The organism is Ruminococcus sp. AF20-12LB, from assembly GCF_003478985.1.
Classification (GTDB): domain Bacteria; phylum Bacillota; class Clostridia; order Lachnospirales; family Lachnospiraceae; genus Blautia_A.
This window is the reverse complement of sequence record NZ_QUGH01000015.1, coordinates 32388-56274: the sequence shown is the minus strand read 5'-3', so window position 1 is coordinate 56274 and position 23887 is coordinate 32388. Positions and strand designations below refer to the sequence as shown.

The window sequence follows — 23887 nt, the reverse complement described above, 5'->3', positions numbered from 1 at the left end:
ATCTTCCAATGTCCCCGGACAGGAATTTTCCTGTTCTGACGGAATATATTTTCAGTCCGTTATGAGTAAGTACACAATTTATTTTTATATTTATGGAGGAAAGAAAAGATGGAAAAGCAGAGATATTATATCAGCACTGCCATTGCGTACACATCCGGCAAACCGCATATCGGAAATACCTATGAGGTTGTTCTTGCGGATGCGATCGCACGTTTTAAAAGACAGCAGGGTTATGACGTATATTTTCAGACAGGTACTGACGAGCATGGTCAGAAGATCGAGCTAAAGGCTGAAGAGGCTGGTGTTACACCGAAGGAATTCGTAGATAACGTTTCCGGCGAGATCAAACGTATCTGGGATCTGATGAATACATCTTATGATAAATTCATCCGTACAACAGATAAAGACCATGAAGAGCAGGTCAAAAAAATCTTCAAAAAAATGTATGCGAAGGGAGATATCTACAAGGGTCATTATGAAGGAATGTACTGTACACCATGTGAGTCCTTCTTTACAGAGTCCCAGCTTGTAGACGGTAAATGTCCGGACTGCGGACGCCCATGCGTACCTGCTAAGGAAGAGGCATATTTCTTCAAAATGAGCAAATATGCAGACAAGCTTATTGACTACATCAACACACATCCGGATTTCATCCAGCCGGAGTCCCGTAAAAACGAGATGATGAATAACTTCCTTCTTCCGGGACTTCAGGATCTTTGTGTATCCAGAACATCCTTTAAATGGGGAATCCCGGTAGATTTTGATCCGAAGCACGTTGTATATGTATGGCTGGATGCTCTGACAAACTATATCACAGGTATTGGTTATGACTGTGACGGAAACAGCAGCGATACATTCAACAAATACTGGCCGGCAGATCTTCACCTGATCGGAAAAGATATCATCCGTTTCCATACCATTTACTGGCCGATTTTCCTGATGTCTCTGGACCTTCCGCTTCCGAAACAGGTATTCGGACATCCATGGCTGCTTCAGGGTGATGGAAAAATGAGTAAATCAAAAGGAAATGTAATCTATGCAGATGAGCTGGTTGAGTTCTTCGGTGTAGATGCTGTCCGTTATTTCGTACTCCACGAGATGCCATTTGAGAATGACGGTGTGATCACATGGGAGCTGATGGTTGAGAGACTGAATTCCGACCTTGCAAATACACTTGGAAATCTTGTAAACCGTACAATTTCCATGTCCAACAAATATTTTAACGGAGTCGTTGAGAACAAGAATGTTACTGAGCCGGTTGATGAGGATCTTAAGAACTTCATCCTTCAGGTTCCGAAGAACGTTTCCGCAAAAATGGACAAGCTTCGTGTTGCAGATGCTATCACAGAGGTATTCTCTCTGTTCAAACGCTGCAACAAATATATCGACGAGACAATGCCATGGGCACTTGCAAAGGATGAGACAAAGCAGGATCGTCTTGCAACAGTTCTCTACAACCTGGTTGAGGGAATCTGCATCGGCGCATCTCTTCTGAAATCCTTTATGCCGCGTACAACAGAACGTATTCTTGTACAGCTCAACGCAAACGAGAGAACTCTTGAGGAGATGGAACAGTTTGGTCTTTATCCTTCAGGAAACCGCGTAACCGACAAACCGGAGATCCTTTTTGCGAGACTTGATCTGAAAGAGGTTCTTGAGAAGGTTGAGAAGCTTCATCCGAAGAAAGAAGAGCCGAAGGAAGAGGCAGAAGAGGAGAAAACAGAGAACGTGATCGATATCGAGGCAAAGCCGGAGATTACTTTCGATGATTTTGAGAAGCTGCAGTTCCAGGTTGGTGAGATCATCGCCTGTGAGGAGGTTAAAAAATCCAGAAAACTTCTCTGCTCTCAGGTTAAGATCGGAAGTCAGGTTCGTCAGATCGTATCCGGAATCAAAGCTCATTACTCAGCAGAGGAAATGGTGGGCAAAAAGGTTATGGTCGTTACAAACCTGAAACCTGCCAAGCTTGCCGGAATCCTCAGCGAGGGTATGATCCTCTGTGCAGAGGATGCAGACGGAAATCTTTCCCTGATGGTACCGGAGAAAGAGATGCCTGCAGGCGCTGAGATCTGCTAAGTATAGACAGATATGGAATTGAATCATTTTGATAAAAATGGAAATGCTGTTATGGTGGATGTGTCCGACAAACCGGTCACTCACCGTACAGCAATAGCCACGGGTTCCATTCAGGTAAGCCCGGAGATCATGGCCGCGGTAAAAAGCGGAAATGTGAAAAAAGGTGATGTACTTGGTGTGGCCCGTGTGGCAGGTATCATGGGTGTGAAGCGTACTTCTGAGCTGATTCCCATGTGCCATCCACTTCCCATCCAGAAATGTTCCGTGGATTTTGAGATCGATGAGGATGCGGGAGTGATCCGTGTATTCTGCACGGTAAAAACAGAGGGAAAAACAGGCGTGGAGATGGAGGCCCTGACAGGTGTTCAGGTGACGCTTCTGACTATTTATGATATGTGCAAGGCAATTGACAAGCACATGGTCATGTCTGATATCCATCTGGAAGAAAAAACAGGAGGCAAAAGCGGAGATTTCCGTTTTGAGGAAAAATAATGATAGACAGGTGCGGAAGAAATATTGATTATCTCAGGATTTCCGTAACTGACAGATGTAATTTGCGGTGTATTTATTGTATGCCGGAGGAGGGAGTGCAGCATGTGGAGCGCTCCCTCATTTTGCAGGAAGAGGAAATTTTGAGGATCTGCCGGGTGATGGCAGAGCTGGGTATCCGGAAGATCAAGCTGACCGGCGGGGAACCGCTTGTGCGGCCGCGGATGCCTCAGCTGGTGGAAAAACTGAAAAATATGCCGGGGATCGAGAAGGTGACTCTGACTACAAATGGTGTGCTTCTGAAAGATCAGATGAGTGATTTTGCCCGGGCGGGGCTGGACGGATTGAATATCAGCCTGGATACACTGGATGAAGCCTGCAGCAGGAGGATCACGCGGCGGGATGAACTTGGGCGGACGCTGGAAGGGATTTCGGAGGCAATGAAGTATCCGGAGATTTCACTGAAGATCAATTGTGTGCCTCTTGGGATCCCGGAGCAGGATCTTTGCCGGGTGGCGCTTTTTGCCAGGGATCATAGGGTGCATGTGCGGTTTATTGAGATGATGCCCATTGGGATGGGAAAAGAATTTCATGGGGTGTCGGAAAAGGAACTGCTTGGGATCCTTGGGGAAAAGCTACCACAATTTTCGCCGTATGTTGGGGAGCCCCTTGGGAATGGACCGTGTCATTATTATGATGTGGATGGGTTTTCCGGAAAGATCGGGTTTATCAGCGCGGTGAGTCATAAGTTCTGTGGGGAGTGTAACCGGATACGGCTGACTTCACAGGGCTTTTTGAAGACCTGTCTGCAGTATGCGGCGGGAAGGGATCTTCGGGAGGTGATCCGCGGTGGTGGTTCGGATGAGATGCTGAAGGCTGTGATCCTGGAGGCTCTGGCGGAGAAACCGGACGGGCATGCTTTTGGCGGAAGTCTGGAGAAACAGAAGGATGATAAGACGGAGAAGCTTTGTATGGCACAGATCGGAGGTTGAGTGATGAAGAGAGTTGCTGTGATCACTTCTAGTGATAAGGGTTACAGAGGGGAGCGTGAGGATCTTAGTGGTCCTGCTGTGAAGGAGATTATGGAGGCGGCCGGGTATGAGGTTGTTTCTGTGGATGTTTTGCCGGATGACCGTGGGATGCTTGGAAGCCGGATGGCTGAGATCGCAGATCTGGGGCTTGCGGAGCTGATTTTGACTACGGGTGGTACCGGGTTTTCTCAGAGGGATGTGACACCGGAGGCTACGGAGGATGTGATCGAGCGGCGTGTGCCGGGGATTCCGGAGGCGATGAGGGCGTTTAGCATGACGATCACGAAGCGGGCGATGCTGAGCCGGGCTACGGCTGGGATCCGGAAGGGAACGTTGATCGTTAATCTGCCGGGGAGTCCTAAGGCTGTCAGGGAATGCCTGGAGGTTATTATTGAGGCGTTGGGGCATGGGATTGAGATTTTGACTGGAGATGTGGGGGAGTGTGGTCGGTAGAACGGGGGTGTTAACGAACGGACGGTCCGCGCAGCCGGGGCCGTCCTGCAGACACGCTTCGTGCCCTGTTCGGCTGCGGCGCCGGTTTGCTGCCAGTCGCGCCAACTCGCCTGCGGCTCAAACAGGGCGCTTGGTGGCAGCAGCTATCCTCGCCTCTCGACGGGCACTTCGCTGACGTCTGCAGGACGGCCCCGGCTGCGCGGGCCTGACGTTTGGGGATGTTAGGTTCTACCGGACATAGAGAGAAGTGTGGCTGCGCGGGCCTGGTGTTTGAGGATAGTAGGTTTTAGCGGACATGGAGAGAAATGAGAGAGGTGTGGGCGGGTATACTAACGGACGCTCAACGGAGGCAGGGCCAGTTCGATGACACGCTACGCGGCTTGTTTTTTTACGGGTGTTGAGCTCTGCTGGTGATGATGGTTAAATGGTGTGAGAGATAGAGAGAAATAAATTTGGTAATGATGTGTAATTAATAGGAGTTATTATTATGGGAAAAGTACTTGCGGTTTGTATCAGTGAGAAGAAAGGAACACAGAAGAAGAATGTTGGTTCGGCGGTTTTTGTGGAGGACTGGGGGCTTGAGGGGGATGCTCATGCCGGAAAGTGGCATCGACAGGTGAGTCTTCTTTCCGGTGAAAAGATCGATGCGTTTCGTGCGAAGGGCGCAGAGGTCGAGGATGGTGCTTTTGGTGAGAACCTGGTTGTGGAAGGGATTGATTTTGCAAAGCTTCCGGTTGGCACCAGATTCCGTTGTGGTGAGGTTGTGCTGGAGCTGACTCAGATCGGAAAGGAGTGCCACAATGGCTGTGCCATTTTTCAGAAGATGGGTGAATGCATCATGCCACGGGAAGGTGTGTTTACAAGAGTGCTGAAAGGTGGAAAAGTTTCCGTCGGTGACGAGATGACTGTGGATAAAGCTATGATTTTTGATACCCATGCACATTACGATGATGAGGCTTTTGATGAGGATCGTTCTGACATACTGGATAGTATGCAGGAGAACGGGATCGGGCATATTGTGGATGTGTGTGCTTCTGTGGGACATTTTGACCGGGTTTATGATTTGGTGGAGAAGTATCCTTTTATTTATGGCGCAGTGGGTGTTCATCCGGATGATGCGGATAAGGTGGATGCAGCAGTTCTGGATGAGATCCGCAGATATTGCGACATGGAAAAGACTGTGGCTGTAGGTGAGATCGGTCTGGATTATTACTGGCATAAGGAGAAGGAGGAGCATCTTCTCCAGCAGAAGGTATTCCGCCAGCAGATGGACATTGCCCGTGAGAAACAGCTTCCGTTTATCATTCATAGCCGTGACGCTGCGGAGGATACGTTGAATATCGTGAAAGAATATATGAAGGACGGGATGTATGGTGGAGTTATCCATTGCTTTTCCTATAGCAAAGAAATTGCGAGAGAGTATCTGAATATGGGACTTTATCTCGGAATCGGCGGAGTGGTTACTTTTAAGAATTCCCGGAAGCTGAAGGAAGTGGCAGAGTATGCACCGCTGAATCAGATTCTGCTGGAAACCGACTGCCCGTACATGGCACCTGTGCCGAACCGTGGAAAAAGAAACAGCTCCCTGTATCTGCCGGAGGTTGTGAAGACGATTGCGGAGATTAAGGGGATCAGCTGCGAGGAGGTTGTGGCTGTGACGGAGAGTAATGCGATGAAGGTGTTTGGGGTGATTTGAGAATAAAAATATTGAAAATACACAAAGAGACTTCTCAAAAGCTACTTGACCCTTTGGTTAGTTCCGAGCGCATAGCCCCGGGAGTAATTATTAAGGAGATGAGATTTTATATTGAATGTGATTAAGTAAAGAGCAATCATTTCGATTGTCTTCAGAAATTATAATGATTTCTACCTTTGGGTGATTTACGATTTCAGGCCAGAAAGATTCTGCAGGTTCTTGCAATACCCCTAAAATGGGAGTCTGCCCATCCAAAAGGTTTAGGATTTTTCTCCGAAATAAAGCTGCGTCTGCTTCATGTGGACCAAGCTCATCCATAACAATTAAAGAGCAGTCAGAACACATGGAAAGAATATTGCATCCAAGGCGATCAAAGGTATCGGCAGTGTGTTCATCTGTTTTTCCGCATAAAAACAAAAGATTAGATTCGTTTGGGAGCTCCTTCTCTTTTAGATGGTACATATGAACTGAATACTGATCCTTCAGATAGTTTTTTGTGCGGACAGTCAGGAATCCATCAGAGGTTTTCTTATAATCATCTAATATCTTTTGGATCAATGTAGATTTTCCAATGTGTTTTTTACCAGTTAAAAATATATGTTGAGTCATAGTAAAGTCCCATTTCATTTTATAATAGTTCTATAGTCAGGTCGTATTGTTTTGTTTCGAACATCCCAGAGAATTCTTCCATAAGTGGAATCAGTTATTTCCTTGATCTGCCCATCTTTGTTTAAGTGAGATTGAATCCATTGCATGATTTTATTTGCGTTTTCCTGTGTATATTCTTCAGAAGGAAGCATGTGCTCCATGAGGGAATCAATATATTGTTCATCCGGAGTTACCCAGGTTTCACGATGGAGTTTTTCATAGCTTGTTTCAGGATTATATCCAAGCAGAAATAATATATTGAAAAGAGAGAAAAACCATCGCCCATTCCATTGGGGTGCTGTTTGTTTGCCAAATACTTCCTGTAAGATCTGTTCCCTGAGTGAATTTCGTCTGTCAAGATGCGTGATATTACAGCACCATGCCCTGCTCATTTCCATAGATTTTATCAGTCCGTCCATATTGTGGATTGCAGGTGTCATGGAACTGAATACCAAATCAAATGCATGCGTATACCCCGATTTATCAATATCTAATGTCTGAAAATTACATGTATAGAGTATAGCGTTATTTAAGCCTTCATTTTGGATATGTTCCATTCCGTGTTTAACCATTTTATCAGAAATATCCAGCCCCACTACTTTGTGTACATATTTGGCAAATGCAGCAGCAAACCGTCCGGGACCGCATCCAATATCTGCGACATCATAATTTTTTTCAAGAAGTCCTTTGGAATCCAGGTAGTTTATTGCGCTGATGACACGTTCATCACCTTTTTCTTTCTTTTTGCGTGCGTCTTCCCAAAAGTCTGCACGTTTATTCCATCTTTCTATAGCCCGCTCAGGTAATTCTGCAGGCTCAGATTCCTGCAGAGAAATAAAATAATCCAATATAGAGTCCATGTATCATTTCTCCTAAAATGCTTTTGTTGAGCTATTTACCGGTAAACAGATAGTTCGTTCACGGCCATAGCGGTCGTGTGTAGTTATCACATCCATTTCAATATCGTAAACAGATTGTAAGGTTTCAGATGTAATGATTTCTTTGGGAGAGCCGAATCCCATAACCTTTCCGGATTTCATGAGAAGAACTTTGTTTCCCACGGAAAAGGGATGCTCAGGACTATGTGTTGACATAATAATGCAATAGCCCTGATTGGCCAGCCCTGAAATTACTTCCATGAGAAGCTGATGATTGGCATAATCCAGATTGGCGGCTGGCTCGTCCATGATGAAGATTTTTGCAGACTGACAGATTGCACGGGCAATTAAAACCAATTGCCTTTGTCCTCCGCTTAAGGAAGTATATTTCCTGTTGGCAAGAGGCAGGGCATTTACTTTCTCCAAGGCAGCAAAAGCTGCTTCCTGATCAGGCTCTTTTGGGGTTTCAAATGCGGAGAAATGAGAAGCACGCCCCATAATTACCATATCAAGAACTGTATAGGCAAATACAGGGGAATGATATTGGGGAATATATGCAATCATATTTGCCAGTGTTTTGGTTGTAAAGTCACTAATATTTTTTCCGGCTATCTTTATTTTTCCATTAGAAACAGGAAGGGAACCTAATATCATGCGGAACAGAGTGGTCTTTCCGCAACCATTAGGGCCAAGCAGACAAAGCACATCACCATAGTCTGCGCTGCAGCTGATACCCTTTAAAATATCACCATTGCCGTAACCGCCAAAAACATTTTCAATTTCCAGAAGCATATAATTACGCGCGCTCCTTTCGTTTGATGATAAGATAGATAAAGAAGGGGGCGCCCATGATACTTGTGACAACGCCAAGTGGAAGTTCCATGGACAAAAGGGAACGGGAAATATCATCAACAAGTATCAGGTATCCGCCGCCAAGGATCGCACTTGCAGGTATCAGCCTTCTGTAATCAACGCCAACCAGTGCACGTGCCAGATGGGGGATCATCAGCCCGACCCATCCGATCAATCCTCCAAGACAGACTGCAGCGGCGCTGAGTAATGTGGAAGCGACTATAAAAATCAGACGATATTTACGCACATTGATTCCTAAACTTTTGGCTTCTTCTTCATCCAAAGTCAGCAGATTGATCTGCCATCGAAAAATAAAAATCAGACTTAATCCAATGATCATTGGAAGAACACTCCAGCAAAAGGATTTGGTTGTGGTTTTGGTTAAGCTGCCCATAAGCCAGAAAGTAATTTGCTGGAGAACATCATTGGGGTCTGCCACATATTTGATCATTGTGACACCGGCATTGCAGAGTGACATGATCATAGTTCCGGTCAGAACAAGACTGAGGGTCTGGGAATGTGCGGATTTTCGGCTGATAAGATAGGATGCGGCTACTGCGGCCACACCACCTGCAAAAGCAGAAAGCTGAATCATCCAGTTGGAAGCTCCGTTTAAAATTGCAAAAGCAGCTCCGAGACTTGCACCGGAAGAAACTCCAAGGATATCCGGAGATACCAGTGGATTGCGAAACATTCCCTGATAGGTTGCACCTGCTACCGAGAGGGAAGCACCAATAAATAAAGCAGACAGAATACGGGGCAGACGGATATTCCAGAATATGGTAACTGCCTGGGGTAAAATATCTCCTTTAAAACCAAATTTTGATAAAAATGCATTTAGTACCTGCACTGGTGTAAGCGGATAATATCCCACCCAGAATGAGAGTACTATAATGATAAACAAAAGTACCAGCATAACCGCCAACAGCAGAACATATCGTCTTTGTCGGGCAGCGGCGGCATTTTTTTCATTATTTGTCAGATTCATAATCCTTCATCCTTGTAACTTGACTAATCAAATTTACGGTGTTATACTCAGAAAAACCGAATTGTTTTTAAAAACTATTCGCATATACATTATAATACTTAAAAATTGTATAGTCAATTTCAATAAGCGTCAATTATGAGTAATGCGGAGAAAAGAAAGGAGAGAGTCTATGAAAAAGCACAGACAACTTTTGGCTCTGTTTATATGTCTGGTGATGTCAATCAGTCTTTTAACAGGATATTCTGAGACGAAAGCTGCTACTGAAGAGCCGACGCAGAGTGCGGAGCAGGATGCCACGCAGGAAACTGCTGAAACCCGTGAGATCACAGACATGGCAGGAAGAAAAGTAACTGTCCCAACAGCAGAAAATATTGAATCTGTTTTTTCAGCGGGTCCTGTAGCTGCAATTTTTCTGTATATGGTTGCACCGGATAAGCTTCTTGGGTGGAATTATGAACTGAATGATGTTGAGAAATCTATTATTCTGGACAAATATCAGGATCTTCCTAATTTTGGAATGGGTGATGCTGTCAATTATGAAGCAGTAATTGCTGCCAATCCTACAATTGCTATTAATAGTGGAAAGATTAATGATGCAATGGTTTCTGATTGCGATGCGTTATCAGAAAGCCTTGGAATTCCGGTTGTTGCAGTAGACAACGAGCTTAATAATTCTGCGGAAGCTTTTCGTTTTATGGGCGAACTTCTTGGTGTAGAAGATCATGCAGAAGAGCTTGCCCAGTATGCGGAGCAGGTATTTACTGATATTAATGCACTTTCAGATATTCCAGAAGAAAAGAAAGTCAGTGTATACTTCGGTAATGGAGAGGATTCACTGGAAACTGCACCCAGGGGATCCCAGCATGCACAGATTCTTGATGTCATCAATGCAGTCAATGTTGCAGATCTGGAATTGGGAGATGGATCTCGTGTTCAGATTTCAGCAGAACAGCTTCTTGCATGGGATCCGGATGTGATTGTTGTAAATGGTGAACCAAAGGCAGATAAAAGCGGAAGTTCTGCAGCAGAAGATATCCTGAGCAATCCTGATTATGCTTCATTAAAAGCAGTACAGGACCAAAAGGTTTATGGAACTCCGAATGCACCGTTTAGCTGGGTGGATCGTCCGGCAGGACCAAATCGTCTGATCGGTATGCGATGGTTCTCAGCATTGATTTATCCGGAATATATTAAATGTGATATCAATGAAGAAATACATAAATTTTTCGATCTTTTTTATCATGTTGATCTGTCCGATGAACAGTTGGAAAATGTTCTGAAAGGAACTTTATAAAGGTTAGGCATGGACGTGAAAAAGGGCTATACAATAAATAAACGAAAAAGAAACGCTGGTTCCGGTAAATACCGGTTCCGGCGTTTCTTTTTATAATTTTCGGATTATTGCGCTTCCATGCAGATCGCATACAGGATCTGCAAACAGATGGTTTTTCAGACAGAATTCCCCAACCGCTTTTCGGCATCCGGAAAACTGTGTACTGTACACATCGTGAACCAAGAGAACTCCTCCGGTGGCCAGGCGTTCATAGAACAGAGGAAGTGCAGCAGCAGTTGGAGCATAGAGATCCGCGTCCAGAGATACAAAACAAAAAGTTTCATCTCTAACATCGGAAAAGGTATCTGGAAACCATCCTTTGTGGATCACAGTACGTGTAGGATCTGGCATAACATGAAGAACAGAGTCAATATCAGTAGAAGAAAAATCACCTGTTTTGGCGCGGGACAGATTACCGGAGGCTTCTATTGTGATATCCTTTTCTGAAAAGCCCTCAAAAGTATCAAAAAGATGGATTTTTCGGTCTGGAAAGGCTGCACTGATCAGGGAAGAAAATTCACCTCGGAAAACACCCAGTTCTGCAACATTTCCCGGAATATCCAATTGATAGATCTGCTCAGATAAAAGACGCATAACAGCAACCCGTGCGTCAAACATGCGAAGGACGGAGGGATCACGAAAAGGTCCGTGATAACCCAGGTTTTCCATCTGTTTTATCATAGAATTACGCCGTTCTTCATCCAGAACTCCCAGGATGACCAGATCCGGGAGAAGTGCTACTGCAGCATCCGGAGAATAGACTGGAATATTCCCAATATAGGATCCGTGTTTATGGGGGTCATTATCAGCAAAGCACAGGAGCTGACAGGGACTGTTGAGAAGTCTTGCTGTCATTTGTCCAATTTGTCCGGCACCAAATATTACAGCTTTATATACTGATTTTGCCATCATTTTGATGTAGCCTTTCTGTCAGCACGAACCTGGATCATCTGTCCTGTGATGGAAATGGCGATTTCAGCCGGTGTTTCTGCTTTGATCTCCAGTCCTATAGGTGAGATGATACGGTTTAAATCTTGTTCATTAATGTTGTATTCTTCAATCAGACGGCGAAATACAGCAGCTTTTTTTGCGCGGCTTCCAATGACGCCTATATAGCATGCAGGTGTAGCAAGAAGCTGTGCCTGTACAATGGTATCATAGGAATGTCCGCGTGTCATGACGCAGCAATAATCAGCAGCTGTGATAGAAACATACTGCTTTAGATGGTTGAAATCACAAAGTATTGTTTCAACTGCTCCCGGGAAAAGAGCAGGATCTGTAAATTCCGGCCGGTCATCCAGGACAACACAGCGAAAATCAACGCTTGCAAGGATTGGGACAAGCTTTTGTGAGACATGTCCGCCGCCGAATACATAGACAGTTCCTGAGGTTCCAATCTGCTCAGAAAACAGATCATAATCTTCACTATGATATCGGTGTGGCTTTGCAGATAAAGAAGATAATACAGAAGAAGGAACATTGGCAGTTCCGATGAGACCGCATGCAGGACTGTAGAGGCTCACACCGGAGGTGGTGAGAAGATCGCAGATCAGCCAGAAATCTTTTCGCTCTTCATAGAATTTTTCCGCAGTTTCCGTGATTTCCATAATAATCGGATCGTTATGATCAAGATACTGGAAAAAGGCCGTAACATCACCACCACAGATCATACCAATATTTTCAACATCTTTATGATTCAGCCGGAATTCATGCTGGCAGGATTCCTTTTTTTCAAGAATATCCAATGCCATACATTCAGCACGATATTCTACAGCTCCACCTCCGATGGTTCCGGAAATTCTGCCGCTTTTTCCGACCAGCATGCGGGAACCGGCACCTCTTGGTGTAGACCCTGAGGATGCTGTAACGGAAACAAGTACAAGATCGTTTTCCTCTAGGAATTGTTGTTTTATTGTCTGAAATAATGTTCTCATATAATAAAATACCTCCTAACTAAATTAAGTGATTTTTTTGCTCCAGTTGTGTATGTCTGCCTGGACTAAAGCGTGATATGGCAGAGCGACTGTATCATGTCCTGCAGTTTGCGGGCTTGTTCTAACTGCTGCTCATGAGCTTTGCAAGCTTCCGGACTTTTGCATTTACTCATGCTGTCGGCAAATCTTTTTTCTATGGTTACACGTTGTGTTTCCTGAATCAGTTTATCAGCCAGAAATACAATAGCTGCTTCATCCAGCTTGGTTTCCAGCAGACCATGGTGCTGTGAAATAATCTGGCTGATCTCAGGATAACCTAACTGTGAGAAAAGTTCACCGCCTGTTTTGGTGTGATGCCTCTGAAGTCTGGCAATATCATGCAGAAGTGCACCGGAGCGAACAAGCTTCTGATCAAAGATATAACCATTGGATTCCAACATATTGCATAAACAACAGGCAAGTTCAGTAACAGCATCACTGTGAGCCTGTACATGACGGGGCAGAGAAACCGCATTGCGAAGCCTGAAGCATAGCCCGTCATTTAATTCAGGATGAGGCAGTATATAACTGGGATCAGAGAAAGAAATATTATTTCTTTCATTCACTTCCAGATGATAGTAAGAGCCACAGGGAAGACGAAACCGCTGCCTGCTGTACATACCGGAATGTAATGCATATATATAAGAAGAGATTACATCTGTATGAGCTACCACTGCAATATCACCTTCAGAAGCGCAAAGAATCTTATGAACTGCCTGCGAAAAGCGAAAACCAGATGCAGCAGGAGTTTCTGCTCCCGGGATCGGATGATCAGGGTTATTTTCACGGGCTTTATAAATGTCCGGCCATCTCTGGCGTATTTTATCAAAAGAAAGGCCATCCCATTCTCCCAGATTTCGTTCTGACAGATCAGAAATAATTATATGTGGAAGCTCAGGTGCCATATGGCCTGCTGTCTCAACAGCTCTTAACAAAGGACTGCAGTATATCCTTGATATTTTATCGGACAATTCTTCATTAAGAAGGACTGCCTGCAAGTGTCCAAGCATGGATAGAGAGAAATCTGTCTGTCCCACACAGTAAGAATGTTCATCCGGATACTGTGGTTTTCCATGCCGGACCAGATAAAGGCTACGCATTTAAAAATCCTCCGAAACATTCTTCAAATATTTTTTTTGAACAGGAACGTGTTTCTTCTGAAAAACGGGCATATCGTTTCAGAAATTCTTCGCCGTATGGTGTCAGTTCGCTATGGCTTCCCCTTGTACCGCCCTGGCTTCTGATGATCAGAGGTTCATGAAGCTGTGATTCCAGGGTATGGATCAGGTTCCAGCTGGTAGAATAGGAAATGTGCATGCGCTCACAGGCATCACGGACAGATCCTGTTTCATGGATCAGTGTAAGCAGCGAATAGAGCTTTTCATCAAAAAAAACTTTTTCCCGGGCTAGCTGAATATGGATTTCAGAACGGATCAGGCTCTGGTTGTGTATGCGGAGGAGTTCATCGTAATCCTCTGGTGTATCAGCATCATGAATAATACCGGGATCCTCTACATTAAGATAATACATGGGTTCCCCGCAATTATCCACAGCACCTTTAAGTCCTGATTTTCCGTCATCACTTAGAATGGAATCAATCAGTGTGGAACGAATCAGAATGGGATGACCGGGATTGCCATTACAGACCGGAGTTACAAGGGGACGCCCCAGAGAGAGCATTTGCGTGACTGTCTGGGCTGTGAACAGCGGAACATCAACAGGTGTAAAGAGTACCGTATCCACTTTGTCTTTCAGATACTCAAGTCCGATCCTGACAGAATCAAACATATGAGTGTTTGCATAGTTCTCATTTCGAAGAAAGACTACATTATTGGAAGCCAGGTGGCATTCCAGAACATCTGCATGATATCCGGTTACCACTACTACTTTGGAGATTCCGGCCTGCCGGAAATTATTGATCACGCGCTGTGCGATGGAAATGGAGCCAAGCTGAAGCATGGGTTTAAAGTCTCCCATTCGTGATGATTTCCCCGCAGCCACGATGAGGGCGCCTGTCTGCATTCAGATACCTCCTTCTTTCAATGATATTATACAAATTTGATATTATTATAACATATAAAAGAATAAAAATAGTTAAAATTTACAATAAAACAAAATAAAATTGTCTGGAATATATAAAGTAGCCAACTGTTAATTATTTGTAATTTGTATAATTGTGCAAAATCATGGTAGTATGGATATATAAAATAACGTGGACAGGAGAACTTTTTTATGGATAAGATTTTTGAGATTACCGCAAAAGAAGTTACTGTACAGGTAAAAGATGAGCGTACAGGGGTTGTATACAGCCGGACGCTTCCCATCGATTATTATGAGAATGCAAATGTTTTAAAGCTCAGCGGTGAGAATCTGGACGGAAGCAGTTCTTCCATTGTTTTCTATTCCGCCAGAGGAATAGAGAGACTGAAAGATCTGACAGGCAGAGGAGCTGACCATGATCCGTGCGGAACGCATAAGCCTGAAGATCAGTAAGATGGAAACGAATATTTTTAAAAGGAGGAATGGGACATGATTAAAAAGACATTGAAGATTAATGGTGTTGAGAGAATACTTATTCTTGATAAGGATGAGACACTGGCGCAGGTACTCCGTAATCACCTTCTTCTTACAGGATGTAAGATCGGCTGCGGTGAAGGTCACTGTGGAGCCTGTAATGTTATTATGAACGGAAAAGTTACAAGATCCTGTATCTATAAGATGAGTCGTGTTCCCGATCATGCAGAGATCACAACCATTGAAGGTGTGGGAACAATTTCTGATATGCACCCGATCCAAGTTGCGTGGATGGCATATGGATGTGCACAGTGCGGTTTCTGTTCACCGGGATTTATTATTTCCGCAAAAGTACTTCTGGATAATAATCCAAGTCCTACCCGTGAGGAGGTAAGAGACTGGTTTAATAAACAGCGTAATCTCTGCCGTTGTACAGGTTATAAGCCGCTGATTGATGCTACTATGGCAGCAGCAGCAGTTATGCGCGGTGAGATGACAAAGGAAGACCTTGTGTTCAAACAGACAGGGGATTCTATTGTTGGAACAAATTATATCCGTCCGTCAGCAGCACAGAAGGTAACAGGTACCTGGGACTTTGGTGCAGATGATGCGTTAAAGATGCCATCAGGAACACTTCGTCTTGCTCTTACACAGGCAAAGGTTTCTCATGCAAATATCCTCAGCATTGACACAACAGAAGCAGAGAGCATGCCTGGTGTTGTCCGTGTTATCACAGCAAAAGATATTAAGGCAGCAGGCGGAACCAATAAGATCAATGGTCTTGTAATGCTTCCAAAACACAACAAAACAGACGGATTCGAACGTCCTGTACTCTGCGATGAAAAAATCTTCCAGTTTGGTGATGCGATTGCCATTGTAGCTGCTGATACAGAAGAGCATGCACGGGCAGCAGCAGAAGCAGTTAAAGTTGAGATTGAAGAGCTTCCTGCATACATGAATGCAATGGATGCCATCGCACCGGATGCAGCGGAGATTCATCCCGGTACTCCGAACGCATTCTTTGAGACAAACTGTATCAAGGGTCCTGATTTTGACTGGGACAGCATTCCGGATTCACAGCAGGTTGAGATAGAATCTTACTGTTCACGTCAGCCTCATCTTCATCTTGAGCCGGACTGCGGTTATGGTTATATTGACGAAGACGGTATGATAACTGTTCATTCCAAATCCATTGGTATCCATCTGCATATGCCTATGATCGCTGATGGTATCGGTGTGCCAATGGAGAACTTACGAATTGTTCAGAACCATGCAGGAGGAACCTTTGGTTATAAGTTCTCTCCTACAAATGAGGCTTTGATCGGTGCTGCTGTTAAGATTCTTGAACGTCCAGTATCTCTGGTATTTAATCAGTTCCAGAATATTACATATACGGGAAAGAGATCTCCTGCATTTATGAATATCAAGCTTGCAGCAGATGAAAACGGTAAGCTTCTTGCACTCTGGGGCAATAACTATGTGGATCATGGTCCATACTCAGAATTCGGTGACCTGCTTACAATGAGACTTTCCCAGTTTACAGGTGCAGGTTATGGAATCAATTCTATCCGCAATAAATCTACAACAGTATTTACAAACCACGCATGGGGTTCCGCATTCCGTGCTTACGGTTCTCCGCAGTCTTACATGGGATCTGAGATCGCGATAGATGTTCTGGCAGCAAAGATGGGAATCGACCCGTTCGATATCCGTGAAATGAACTGTTACAAAGAATCCGAAGGCAGTACAATCCCTACAGGTTATCCGCCTGAAGTATACTGTGAAGAAGATTTGTTCAAGACAGCACGTCCACTGTATGAAGCAGCTAAGAAACGTGTGGCTGAAAAGAATGCAGCTTCTGATGGCAAGATCAAATATGGCATCGGTGTATCTCTCGGTGTATATGGCTGTGGCCTTGACGGTGTTGATACATCAAACGCATTCGCAGAGCTGAATCCGGATGGAACAGTTACAATGTATGCTGCATGGGAAGATCACGGACAGGGCGCTGATATGGGTGTTCTTGTATCATCTCATGAAACACTTCGTCAGGCAGGAATCAGACCGGAACAGATCAAACTTGTTATGAATGACACCAAGACATGTCCTAATGCAGGTCCTGCAGGTGGATCACGTTCACAGGTTATGTCAGGTAATGCATGTCGTCTGGCAGCAGAAAACCTTGTGGCAGCTATGAAGAAAGAAGACGGAACCTTCCGTACTTATGATGAGATGGTGGCTGAAGGTCTTGCAACAAAATATGAAGGTAACTGGGTGACAACCTTCTGTGCAGATCATCCGATCGATCAGGATACAGCACAGGGTGATCCGTTTGCAACCTACATGTACACGATCTTCCTTCCGGAAGTTGCTGTTAATACAGAAACAGGTAAAGTTAAAGTTGAAAAATTCACCTGTGTGGCTGACGTAGGTACGATCATGAACAGACTTCTTGTAGAAGGCAACTTCTACGGTGGTCTTGTACAGGGTATCGGTCTTGCTCTTACAGAAGATTTCGAGGATCTGAACCATGATACTTCTCTGAAGAACTGTGGTATTCCGTATCCAAATGATGCGCCGGATGATATTGAACTTCATTTCAATGAAACATATCGCCCAAGCGGTCCTTACGGTGCTGCCGGCTGTGGTGAGGCTCCGCTGGATGCTCCTCATCCTGCGATCCTGAATGCAATCTACAATGCTACAGGCGCACGTATCACACGTGTTCCTGCCCGTCCGGAAAAGGTTCTTGCAGCATTAAAGGAACTTGAGAAATAATTCTCAGTATAATTTTATCATATGATATAATAAGGGGAGACGGGAGACTGTCTCCCCTTTGGAAATGAAAGGAGTATCGGGTTATGACATATATACAGGAGAGAGGTTCCACTCATGTTTATCACGTAAATCGAATGTCAAAGGAAGAGATGGATCATATGATCAGCCTCTGTGTTCATGAACAGCCGGCGTACTGTGTTGCAGCCTGTCCTTTCAAAGCAGATACAAAAGAAATGCTGTTTTATGCTGCAAAAGGAAATTTTAAGAAAGCTCTGGGGATCTATGAGAAGATCACACCATTTCCCATGATCCTCTGTAGCGGCTGTACTGCACCCTGTGAGGAGAAATGCAGGCTTTGTGAGCTGGGTGATGGCATATCCATACGTGAAGTAGAGCGTGCCATTGTCCGATATGGGGAACCTGGAAAACGGAGCAGTGTATTTCGTATCAGAAAGAAAAAAAAGGCTGTGATTTTTGGCTCAGGATTATTCCCGCTGTTTCTTGCAGGGGAGCTGGAAAAGAAGATGTATCCTGCAACCATTTACTGTCAGGAGAAAGATTATGAAGCCTATATTGCAGCAGCAGCACCAAAGCTTTCGGAATCAGATTGTAGGAATGAAGCAAAACGTCTCAGTTCCATGGATCTTTCCTTTGAATTCGGATGCAGTCTTGACCTTCCGTTTATCAGAGAGAAAATGAAGGAGGCAGATGTGGTCTGTGCTTCAGAGGAGGTGGCCAAAAAGCTGGCTCCTGAAGAAACAGCAGATGCAGAGATCATGCTGAGAGAACAGGCGGGAATTGTCAGCGGTCTGGCCCAGTCTGTGATGGATGCGGCTTTTGCTGCAAAGAGAGCTGCCCTGACTGTAGATCTCCTTGTACAGAATCTTTCGCCCCACAGCAACAGAGGCAGTGAAGGAGCAGTTACTACCAGGCTCTATACAAATATGGAAGGGATGAAAGGTTCCAAAAAGATTCCCTGCAGCATAGATGGATATTCAAAAGAAGAAGCTATGGAGGAAGCAAAGCGATGCATTCAGTGCCACTGTGATGAGTGTATGAAAAGCTGTGTCTATTTAAGTGAATATAAAAAGCACCCTGGTCTTCTTGCACGTGAGATTTATAATAATACCCAGATCATTATGGGAGATCACCAGATGAATAAACCGATGAATTCCTGTTCGCTCTGCGGACAGTGCACTGTAACCTGTCCAAATGGGTTTGATATGAGCCAGGTCTGCAAATCTGCAAGAGAAAATATGGTATCTACAGACAAGATGCCTCTGGCACCTCATGAATTTGCACTGATGGATATGCTGTTCTCCAATTCGGAGGCTTTCTTATGCAGACCTCAGCCGGGATATGAAACCTGCAGATATGTATTTTTTCCGGGATGTCAGGCAGGAGCCATAGCGCCGGATGTTGTCACAGAGGCATATGAGGATCTTTGCAGGAGGACAGAGGGCGGTGTTGCCCTGATGCTGGGATGCTGTGGTGCTATCAGTGAATGGGCAGGACGCTATGAAATGACAGAAAAGGTAAATGAACAGCTGAAGCAGGAGCTTGCAAAGCTGGGAGATCCCATGATCATAGCAGGCTGTCCAAGCTGTATGAAACAGTTAAAAGAGAGTCTTGGCGTCAGAGTCACAGGAATCTGGGAGATCTTAAAGGAAATCGGACTTCCCGCACAGGCAAAAGGGCTGGAGATACCTGTTGCAATACATGATGCCTGCGGAGCCAGGGGTGATGCGCAGACACAGGACATAATAAGAGAGCTTCTTGCAGATATGGGGTGCACTGTTGTAAACACAGAATATTCCAGAGATCTGTCTCCCTGTTGCGGATACGGTGGACTGACTTCCTACGCTAATAAAGAGATGGCAGATAAAATGACAGAAAAGTGTCTGGAACGATCCGATGCCCCATATATAACGTACTGCATGGCATGCAGGGACCGATTTGTCAGGGAAGGCAGGGAATCCAGACATATCCTTGAACTTCTGTATGGCACAAATGCCGTCAATATGCCGGATATCAGTGAAAAACGCTACAACCGGCTTGTGCTAAAAGAGAAGCTTTTAAAAAATATATGGAATGAGGAACTGATGATGGAGAAAAAAGATTATACCGTTGCATATACAGAAGATGCTATCAGTATGATGGATGAACGCATGATACTGAAAAGTGATGTGGAGCGTGTATTATCAGATTATAGAGAAAACCAGGAAGCGATTTTTGATGAAGAGACAAAAGAACTGGTGACAAGGAGCAGACTTGGAAATGTGACATTCTGGGTGCGATTTGTGGAAACTGAAGAAGGGTATCTGGTACGCAGAGCATACAGTCACAGAATGAATATTATGAAAAGGGTGGGACAGTAATGGCAGCAGAGAGAACATATTATACCATTGATCCTGAGGGAAAGCTGACCTGCATGAAATGCAAGGTTCCTCTTGTAAAAGGAAAAGCAAAATTTATGTATCTGGAGAACGGTTTTCCTGTTGAGATGCCGGTCTGTCCCAAATGTGGCTTTGTCTATGTTCCGGAGGAACTGGCTCTTGGAAAGGTTCTGGCAGTGGAACGTGCACTGGAGGATAAATAGATGAACAGACATCCCGGAGGGGAAGAGCAGACACTTCATCTTCTGAAAAGCATAGAACTGAAAAAAGGAATGAAAGCTCTGGATCTGGGAGCAGGAGAGGGAGAGACAGTGCGGATCATGAAAGCATTTGGTCTGAATGTGCAGGGGGTGGATCTTGCTCCGCGAAGCAGTGAGGTGCAGAGGGGAGATTTTCTGAACCTTCAGTATGCAGCAGACAGTATGGATCTCTGTATCAGCCAGTGTGCATTTTTTGTCAGCAGAGATCAGAAAAAGGCAGTTTCTGAATGCTGGCGTGTACTGAAAAAGGGAGGATTTCTTTTACTGTCAGATCTGGATCCGGGCAATCTTTTGGAAATTGTGAAAGAAACAGGGTTTACGATTCTCTGTCAGGAGGATCAGACTGCTCTCTGGAGAGAATATTATCTGGAAGCAATCTGGAATGATTCATTCTGCTGCGAGGATCATAAGCTTTTGCAGAATGAATATAAAGGCAGAAAAATAGGCTATACCATGGTGGTTGGCAGAAAGGAGTAATGTATGGATCTTTACGAAAGAATAATGGAATTAGGCAGCATGGGATATCATTGTTCACAGATCATTATGATCATGACTCTGGAAACCATAGGAGAGGAAAATCCACAGCTTGTAAAGGCAATGGGAGGACTTGGAGGAGGAATTGGTTACTGTGGAGATACCTGTGGGTGTTTGACAGGAAGTGCCTGTGCCATCGGATATTTTCTCGGCAATCTGGCTCCTGAAGAGAAGGAAGATACACAGATGAAGCCGGCTGTACAGGAATTATATCAGTGGTTCCGCCAAAAGACAGAAGAAGAATTTGGAGCTTTTTACTGTAAGGATATCACTCATCTGGACTGGGGCATAATTATGGAGAAATGTCCCGGACTTATTGCAGATACTTATACAAAAGTTATGGAAATACTGACAGAACGGGAGGTGCTGGAGCTTTGATCACCATTGGCAAAACAAAAAGTGTCTGTCCGGAATGTATGAAGGTAGTTCCTGCCAAAAAGTGTATTGGTGAAGACGGGATTTATCTGGTAAAAGAATGTAATGCGCATGGGAAATTTCAGACTCTGATCTGGGAGGGAAATGTAACAGATTATCTTTCCTGGGGAAGAGAAAATCTCTCAGCGGAAACTCCTGTAAATCCGAAGGTTAAAGAAAAATCCTGTCCGGATAATTGCGGACTCTGTGAGGAACATGAAAGAAAAGGGTGCTGTATGATCCTGGAAGTCACAAAACGCTGTAATATGCATTGCCCTGTCTGCTTTGCTTCAGCAGGAGAAGGCGGGGAAAACGGAGATATTCCTATCAGTGAAATAGAAAAACAGTATGATTTTCTGATGGCTCACGGAGGTCCTTTTAATATACAGCTCTCAGGAGGAGAGCCAACCATGAGAGATGATCTGCCTGAGATCATACATATGGGAAGAAAAAAAGGATTTACATTTTTTCAGTTAAATACCAATGGGATCCGGCTTGCCAGGGAGGATGGATATGCCAGAAAGCTGAAAAAAGCAGGACTGAATACAGTATTTCTTCAGTTTGACGGTGTGACAGATCAGGTTTATGAGACTTTGCGTGGGCAGGCTATGATGGAACTGAAGAAAAAGGCGATCTTAAACTGTTCAGAAGCAGAGCTTGGTATTGCTCTTGTGCCGGTCATAGCGCCGGGAGTAAATGATATGCAGGTAGGGGATATCCTGAAATTTGGTCTGAATCATATGCCCTTTGTCCGTGGCGTACATTTTCAGCCTATCAGTTATTTTGGCAGATGTTCCCAGAAGCGCCCCACAAATCCCATCACCATACCAAAGATGCTGAGACTTATGGAAGAACAGACAGAGGGACTGATGAAAATTGAGGATTTTGCAGGCGGCGGAGCAGAGAATCCCTACTGCTCCTTCCATGCAAGTTATCTGAGAAAAGGGGAGCGGGAACTGAAGCTTCTTGAAAAAAAATCAGGAAAAGGATGCTGCTGTACCACCAGTGATGATTCCAGACAGTATGTGGAAAATCAGTGGAGCTACAGTACAAAAAACTATGATGAAGGAGAAATGACACAGACAGATGCGCTGGATGAGTTTCTGATCCGGATACATAATGAAACCTTTGCAGTATCAGGCATGATCTTTCAGGATGCCTGGAATCTGGATCTTGACCGTCTGAAACGCTGTTATATCTGTGAAGTGGATCCTGATTATGGAATGGTGCCGTTCTGTGCATATAATCTGACTAATCTGAAAGGAACCTATTTATACAGAAAGTGAAACGATCCAATATAGATGCAATGATCTGTAAGCAGGAAGAAATTACAGATATTACAAGGGAAGCAATAAACAAAATACAGCTGGATAAACTGAATGCTGTTTTGAAAAAAGAAAAAGAAAGGCAGGGTTTTTACAGAGATCTGCCAGAAAGGCTGGAAAGCCTTGCTGATCTGAAAAACCTTCCCTTTACAACGGAATCCGACCTTGCTCAGAAAGGGGGCAGGATGTTACTGTGCTCCCAGGGAGAAATACAGAGGATCATTTCAGAACAGACAAGTGGAACAACCGGTGCAGGTAAACGTGTATTTTATACAGAAGGAGATTGTGAACATACCATAGAACTTTTTATGGCCGGACTTGGTGAGTTTATTTATCCGGGAAGCCGGACTATGGTTGCCATGCCGTTTTCCGGTCCTTTTGGACTGGGAGAGCTGATCGCAGAGGCAATCAGACGTATAGGTGCACACCCCCTTTTAACCGGGAACAATAAAACCTATGGTGAGTTAAAAACAATTCTGGAAGAGGAACAGTCGGACACTTATGTAGGTATGCCGACAGCACTGCTTTCTATGCTTAGAATGTGTGGAAAAGGAAGTATAAAGAGAGCACTGATATCAGGGGATGCCTGTTCGGAAACAGTAATGAAAGAAATAGAAAAAATTCTGGGAACACCTCTCTGGCCTCATTATGGTTCCAGAGAGATGGGACTTGGGGGCGCGATCTGCTGTCAGGCTCATGAGGGCATGCACATGCGAGAGAATCACTGTATCATAGAGATCATAGATAAAGAGGGAAATGTTCTGCCTGACGGTCAATGGGGAGAACTGGTGATCACAACCATTGGGATGGAGGCACAGCCTTTGATCAGATACAGGACCGGCGACCATACACGTATTATCCCCGGAAAATGTATCTGTGGAAGTGAGATAAAGCGTCTGGATTTTGTAAGGCGCATCGACCAGTCAAAAAGTATGAGAGAAATGGATGAATTACTGTTTCAGATTCCGGAACTGGTAGATTGCTGTGTAAGGAGTGTTGGAGAGACGAAAGAAATCACAGCACTTTTTACATCAGACAACGGAGAAGAACTGATCAGAAATGTCTGTGCAGAGAAAAATATTATTTCTTTGGACTGCAGAAAAGCAGAATGGAGCGATAGGGCATTGTATCCTGCGAAACGTATTATTTTATAGAGAAACTATTAGAAAACAGAACGAAATCCACAGACTGTCAGCCGGATTTCGTTCTGTTTATTGTTTTATGAATAGTTATTTGTTCACATTTGTAT

At 44.5% G+C, this 23887-nt stretch carries 22 protein-coding genes; 14 read left to right on the top strand and 8 right to left on the bottom strand.

The annotated features are described in order from the left end of the window. The first annotated feature begins 108 nt into the window (after window positions 1-108). The 5 genes from metG (at window position 109) to DWX61_RS19595 (ending at window position 5745) form a co-directional block, all read left to right on the top strand. On the top strand, window positions 109-2076 hold the full coding sequence (gene metG / locus DWX61_RS16055) for a methionine--tRNA ligase (RefSeq protein ID WP_118626311.1): 1968 nt from the start codon (window positions 109-111) through the stop codon (window positions 2074-2076). Window positions 2077-2088: 12 nt separating this feature from the next. Beyond that, on the top strand, window positions 2089-2568 hold the full coding sequence (gene moaC, locus DWX61_RS16050) for a cyclic pyranopterin monophosphate synthase MoaC (protein WP_118626309.1): 480 nt from the start codon (window positions 2089-2091) through the stop codon (window positions 2566-2568). Further along, the gene (gene moaA, locus DWX61_RS16045; RefSeq protein WP_118626307.1) at window positions 2568-3557 is read left to right on the top strand and encodes a GTP 3',8-cyclase MoaA; all 990 of its coding nucleotides are present in this window, start codon (window positions 2568-2570) and stop codon (window positions 3555-3557) included. Before moaC ends, moaA begins: the two co-directional genes overlap by 1 nt. A gap of 3 nt (window positions 3558-3560) precedes the next feature. After that, complete coding sequence (locus tag DWX61_RS16040; RefSeq protein ID WP_118626305.1) at window positions 3561-4049, top strand: MogA/MoaB family molybdenum cofactor biosynthesis protein; 489 nt, start codon at window positions 3561-3563, stop codon at window positions 4047-4049. A 487-nt stretch (window positions 4050-4536) separates the two neighbouring features. Further along, window positions 4537-5745, top strand: a complete 1209-nt coding sequence (locus DWX61_RS19595; RefSeq protein ID WP_118626303.1) for a TatD family hydrolase — start codon at window positions 4537-4539, stop codon at window positions 5743-5745. 90 nt (window positions 5746-5835) lie between these two features. Here DWX61_RS19595 and DWX61_RS16030 read toward each other — a convergent pair whose 3' ends face one another. The 4 genes from DWX61_RS16030 to DWX61_RS16015 are packed head-to-tail and all read right to left on the bottom strand — an operon-like array spanning window position 5836 to window position 9111. Then, window positions 5836-6354 carry a nucleoside-triphosphatase gene (locus DWX61_RS16030; protein WP_225877019.1) on the bottom strand — a complete coding sequence of 173 codons (519 nt, stop codon included), beginning with the start codon at window positions 6352-6354 and terminating at the stop codon, window positions 5836-5838. A 14-nt stretch (window positions 6355-6368) separates the two neighbouring features. Further along, window positions 6369-7253 carry a class I SAM-dependent methyltransferase gene (locus DWX61_RS16025; protein WP_015542409.1) on the bottom strand — a complete coding sequence of 295 codons (885 nt, stop codon included), beginning with the start codon at window positions 7251-7253 and terminating at the stop codon, window positions 6369-6371. Window positions 7254-7265: 12 nt separating this feature from the next. Beyond that, window positions 7266-8063: an ABC transporter ATP-binding protein gene (locus DWX61_RS16020; RefSeq protein WP_118626301.1), complete on the bottom strand. Its 798-nt coding sequence runs from the start codon at window positions 8061-8063 to the stop codon at window positions 7266-7268. A 4-nt stretch (window positions 8064-8067) separates the two neighbouring features. After that, window positions 8068-9111 (bottom strand): FecCD family ABC transporter permease, encoded by a 1044-nt coding sequence (locus DWX61_RS16015; protein WP_118626299.1) that lies wholly within the window; start codon window positions 9109-9111, stop codon window positions 8068-8070. Between the two features lie 169 nt (window positions 9112-9280). On the opposite strand from DWX61_RS16015, the gene DWX61_RS16010 reads away from it, so the two are divergent. Beyond that, a complete protein-coding gene (locus DWX61_RS16010; protein ID WP_118626297.1) occupies window positions 9281-10405 on the top strand; it encodes an ABC transporter substrate-binding protein in 1125 nt (374 codons plus the stop codon). A 90-nt stretch (window positions 10406-10495) separates the two neighbouring features. Here DWX61_RS16010 and DWX61_RS16005 read toward each other — a convergent pair whose 3' ends face one another. The 4 genes from DWX61_RS16005 to DWX61_RS15990 form a co-directional block, all read right to left on the bottom strand. Further along, the gene (locus DWX61_RS16005) at window positions 10496-11299 is read right to left on the bottom strand and encodes a TylF/MycF/NovP-related O-methyltransferase (RefSeq protein ID WP_270427798.1); all 804 of its coding nucleotides are present in this window, start codon (window positions 11297-11299) and stop codon (window positions 10496-10498) included. A gap of 53 nt (window positions 11300-11352) precedes the next feature. Further along, complete coding sequence (locus DWX61_RS16000; protein ID WP_118515221.1) at window positions 11353-12378, bottom strand: XdhC family protein; 1026 nt, start codon at window positions 12376-12378, stop codon at window positions 11353-11355. A gap of 65 nt (window positions 12379-12443) precedes the next feature. Further along, a complete protein-coding gene (locus DWX61_RS15995; RefSeq protein WP_118626293.1) occupies window positions 12444-13517 on the bottom strand; it encodes a histidine phosphatase family protein in 1074 nt (357 codons plus the stop codon). Further along, complete coding sequence (locus DWX61_RS15990; RefSeq protein WP_117676728.1) at window positions 13510-14439, bottom strand: NTP transferase domain-containing protein; 930 nt, start codon at window positions 14437-14439, stop codon at window positions 13510-13512. The genes DWX61_RS15995 and DWX61_RS15990 overlap by 8 nt, the downstream gene beginning before the upstream one ends. Before the next feature lie 210 nt (window positions 14440-14649). Here DWX61_RS15990 and DWX61_RS15985 point away from each other — a divergent pair, with 210 nt between their 5' ends. The 8 genes from DWX61_RS15985 (at window position 14650) to DWX61_RS15950 (ending at window position 23792) form a co-directional block, all read left to right on the top strand. After that, the gene (locus DWX61_RS15985) at window positions 14650-14910 is read left to right on the top strand and encodes a hypothetical protein (RefSeq protein WP_117676729.1); all 261 of its coding nucleotides are present in this window, start codon (window positions 14650-14652) and stop codon (window positions 14908-14910) included. 36 nt (window positions 14911-14946) lie between these two features. Next, window positions 14947-17709, top strand: coding sequence for a molybdopterin-dependent aldehyde oxidoreductase (locus tag DWX61_RS15980; RefSeq protein WP_019160621.1), 2763 nt, complete (start codon window positions 14947-14949; stop codon window positions 17707-17709). 83 nt (window positions 17710-17792) lie between these two features. After that, window positions 17793-20087: a pyridine nucleotide-disulfide oxidoreductase/dicluster-binding protein gene (locus DWX61_RS15975; protein WP_118515217.1), complete on the top strand. Its 2295-nt coding sequence runs from the start codon at window positions 17793-17795 to the stop codon at window positions 20085-20087. Further along, window positions 20087-20308: a DVU_1557 family redox protein gene (locus tag DWX61_RS15970; protein ID WP_019160623.1), complete on the top strand. Its 222-nt coding sequence runs from the start codon at window positions 20087-20089 to the stop codon at window positions 20306-20308. Before DWX61_RS15975 ends, DWX61_RS15970 begins: the two co-directional genes overlap by 1 nt. Then, window positions 20309-20842, top strand: coding sequence for a class I SAM-dependent methyltransferase (locus tag DWX61_RS15965; RefSeq protein WP_118515215.1), 534 nt, complete (start codon window positions 20309-20311; stop codon window positions 20840-20842). Between the two features lie 3 nt (window positions 20843-20845). Then, entirely contained in the window at window positions 20846-21277 is a 432-nt protein-coding gene (locus DWX61_RS15960) for a DVU_1555 family C-GCAxxG-C-C protein (protein ID WP_118515213.1), read from the top strand. Then, complete coding sequence (gene trsS / locus DWX61_RS15955) at window positions 21274-22599, top strand: radical SAM (seleno)protein TrsS (protein WP_118626291.1); 1326 nt, start codon at window positions 21274-21276, stop codon at window positions 22597-22599. The genes DWX61_RS15960 and trsS overlap by 4 nt, the downstream gene beginning before the upstream one ends. A gap of 20 nt (window positions 22600-22619) precedes the next feature. After that, window positions 22620-23792 (top strand): DVU_1553 family AMP-dependent CoA ligase, encoded by a 1173-nt coding sequence (locus DWX61_RS15950; protein ID WP_118626289.1) that lies wholly within the window; start codon window positions 22620-22622, stop codon window positions 23790-23792. The last annotated feature ends 95 nt before the right edge of the window (window positions 23793-23887 follow it).